The organism is Streptomyces sp. 4F14 (assembly GCF_048159485.1).
Classification (GTDB): domain Bacteria; phylum Actinomycetota; class Actinomycetes; order Streptomycetales; family Streptomycetaceae; genus Streptomyces.
The window spans coordinates 1-417 of sequence record NZ_JBLRVY010000163.1 but is presented as its reverse complement, the minus strand read 5'-3'; the positions used below and the strand labels follow the sequence as shown (position 1 = coordinate 417).

Annotated in this window: 1 protein-coding gene; it reads left to right on the top strand. The window is 73.1% G+C overall.

The features are described from left to right. Positions 1–417: autotransporter-associated beta strand repeat-containing protein (locus ACLZOT_RS50130; protein ID WP_416976006.1), on the top strand; the 417-nt coding region annotated here is incomplete at both ends.

The window sequence follows — 417 nt, the reverse complement described above, 5'->3', positions numbered from 1 at the left end:
GACTACAACGGGCCCGTGACACTCGGCGCCCCCATCGGCGGCGGCCGGTTCCACGACACCCTGTCCGCGCCCGGCGCCGGGGACATCGTCATCAAGGGCACCAAGGGCAACGACGTCACCTTCGCGGCCGTGCAGTACTACGACGGCTCGACGACCGTCGAGAAGGGCGCGGTGCTGCGGCTGGGCAGCGGGAAGCGGGGCGGTGACGGCGGGCTGTACACGCGGGGCGGGCTCTACAAGGTCGTCAACGACGGGGCGCTGGTGCTGAACAACGCCGGCAAGCCGCTGTCCCTGTCCGAGGTCGGCGGCAGCGGGGCGCTCATCCAGGCGGGATCCGCGACGGCGACGCTGACCGGCACCGCGGTGACGTACACCGGCCGGACGACCGTCAAGCGGGGCACGCTGGCGCTGCGCGGC